The organism is Saccharopolyspora tripterygii, from assembly GCF_054778355.1.
The window spans coordinates 1-2466 of sequence record NZ_BAAGZP010000064.1 but is presented as its reverse complement, the minus strand read 5'-3'; the positions used below and the strand labels follow the sequence as shown (position 1 = coordinate 2466).

2 protein-coding genes and 1 pseudogene are annotated in these 2466 nt (G+C 71.2%); all 3 read left to right on the top strand.

Going from position 1 to position 2466, the window contains the following annotated elements:
• Window positions 1-456: hypothetical protein (locus ACYVF3_RS32535; protein WP_461158118.1), on the top strand; the 456-nt coding region annotated here is incomplete at its 5' end.
• On the top strand, window positions 453-1964 hold the full coding sequence (locus tag ACYVF3_RS32530) for an SCO6880 family protein (protein ID WP_461158117.1): 1512 nt from the start codon (window positions 453-455) through the stop codon (window positions 1962-1964). The genes ACYVF3_RS32535 and ACYVF3_RS32530, both read left to right, overlap by 4 nt.
• Window positions 1961-2466: pseudogene (locus tag ACYVF3_RS32525) on the top strand (ATP-binding protein); the annotation flags it as partial. The gene ACYVF3_RS32530 and the pseudogene ACYVF3_RS32525, both read left to right, overlap by 4 nt.

The following is a 2466-nucleotide window of genomic DNA, read 5'->3' as shown; positions in this document are numbered from 1 at the left end:
GACGGCGAGATGGACAACCACGGCATCGGCCACAGCTCCGGCGGTTCCAGCGGTGGCGGGGGCTCCGGTGGCGGCGGGGGCCAGAGCTCCGCATCGCCGCCCACAGATCCCGGCGGCGACGGCGATGACGACGTCCTCGGCGGAGACGGTGCTGCGGCCCCGCCCGCTGCGGCCAACAGCGGCCGCGTGACCTCCTCCGACGGCATCGGCCCGCAAGGCGTCGGCGGCGGCGACGACGGTGGCGGCTTCGGCGGCGACGGCGGCGGTGGGAGCGGCAGCGCAGGCGGTGGATATCCCGAGCCGCCTCCTCCCGAACCGCCCGACTACGGACACGGCCCCGACGACGACGGCGGCGGGGGAGGCGGTCCCCGCGGCGGCGGTGGTGGCGGTCCCAAGAACAACGGTGGCGGCGGTGGCGCTGCCTCTGAAGAAGCGGAAGCGGCGGTGATCGTATGAGTACCAACAACGTGCGGATCTATCGCGGTCTGGCCAGGCGCGAACACGCAGGCTGGATCATGGGACTGACCCCGTTGCAGGCACTGACCTGCATCGTGCTGGCCGTTCCGGTGCTCTGGACCGTCAGCGCAGGCCAGTTCCTCACCGCCCTGATCCTGGCCACGATCTGCGGATTCATCGCCTGCCTGGTCGTCGTGCCCGTACGCGGGCGGCCGGCGTTTCGCTGGCTGGCGCACCTGGTGCTGCACCAGCTCGGCGTGCTGTTCGGCTGGTCGCGCTGGCAGTCCAAGGCCGCCTCGGGCCTGCCGGTCGATCCCGACGAGCCGGATCTGCCCGGTGTCCTGCAACGGGTCTCGTTCCCTGACGGTCCGGTGTTCAAGGACCGCGGCCGGATCGCGCTGATCCACGACACCGGCGACGGCCGCTGGGGCGCGACCGCGCGCCTGACCCACACCGGCGTCGGGATGCTCAGCAACGAGCAGTGCGAACGGCTGGCCTCCCGGCTGGGCAACCTGCTGCTGAGCATCGGGCATCGCGACGTGATCGATCGGATGTCGCTGCTGGTGCGCACCGTGCCCGACGACGGCACCGAGTACAGCGTGTGGCGCTCGAAGCACGAGGTCGACCAGGCGCCGCCGCTGGCCCGTCAGGCCGCCGACGAGCTGGACCGCACCATCGGCGCCGTCTCGGTGCGCCACGAGATTTTCGTGACCATCTCCGGCACCGAGGACGCGCTGCGTAAACCGGCGGCCGCCGCTGGCGGCGGGACCGAGGGGCGGGCGCGGGTGCTCTACCGGGTGCTCGACGGTCTCGAGGACCCGCTCAAGGCACTGGGCGCCGACAGCGTCGAATGGCTCTCCGGCAGCGGACTGGCCGAGGCGATCCGCACCGGCTTCAACCCGGACAGCTCGGCGGTGTTGCGGGCCGGGCACCTCATCGGCGACGGCCAGCAGGGCCTGCCCAAGGCCGCAGCCGGGCCGACCGAGGCGCCCTCGCCGCCTCGGCGGCGCTATGACCACGACGCGTACTCCACCGTGAGCTACAGCGTGCTCATGCCCGAGGCGGGCACGGTGTTCGGCAGCCTCTCGCCGCTGCTGGCGGTCAAAACCGCAGGTGAACGCCGGTGTCTGGCAATCCATTACGAGGTCATGGACGCCCGTCGAGCCTCGCGGGCGGTGCAGAACTACCGGTTCCGGGCCGGTGTGCTGCGCGATTACAAGAGCTCGAAGGGGTTCTCGGCTTCCGCATCGGATGAGCGGGAGGCCAGCGGCGCCCGTGCGCAGGAAAAGGCGGTGGCTGCGGGCCATTCCATCGTGCGCTACGCCGCCGCCTCGGCGGTGACGGTGCCCGCGCACTGGAACGTCGAGGACCACGCCGCTCGCCTGGAAAACGATGCCGCCGGCCGGTTCCGGTTGCTGCGGCTCGATCTCGCTCAGGATTCCGTGTTCGTCGCCGCCTGCTTGCCGGTCGGCGTCGGGCTGCCGCGCGCACGGGGAGGTGTGCTGTGAAGACCCGCATGAACGAGCGCAGCGCCGCGCAGCTGCTGGCCGATTTCGGTGCCCCGCCACCGAGCAAACCGCGCACACCGGACCGGCCTGTGGCGCAGAAGGAGCGAGTCAACCGGCCGATCGCTCCGCGTCGTGGCCTGGCCCGGCCTGGTCAGGGTTGGTCTCCGGTCGAGGCGCCGCTGGCGGTGTATGAGGCGGCCACCCATGAGATCGGCGGGCTGTTTCCGCTGCTGGCGTCCAACGGCGTACCGGCTGTGGGGGCCCGCATCGGCTACGACACCGTCTCCGGCGGCGCGTTCTACGCCCACCCCATCGAGTGGGTGCTGCGCGGGCTGGCGACCAATCCGAACATGGTGATCTTCGGTGAGCCAGGACGCGGCAAGTCGTCCACTGTGGTCGCGTTCTTGCTGCGCATGATGCTCTTCGGCGTCCGCACCCTGATCAGCGGTGACGTGAAAGGGGAGTACTCGCCGCTGCTGCGGGCGCTGGACATCAACCCGAT

Excerpts from the sequence above, each read along its gene's own strand:
- ACYVF3_RS32530 (WP_461158117.1), top strand. The coding sequence starts at position 453 with ATGAGTACCAACAACGTGCGGATCTATCGCGGTCTGGCCAGGCGCGAA.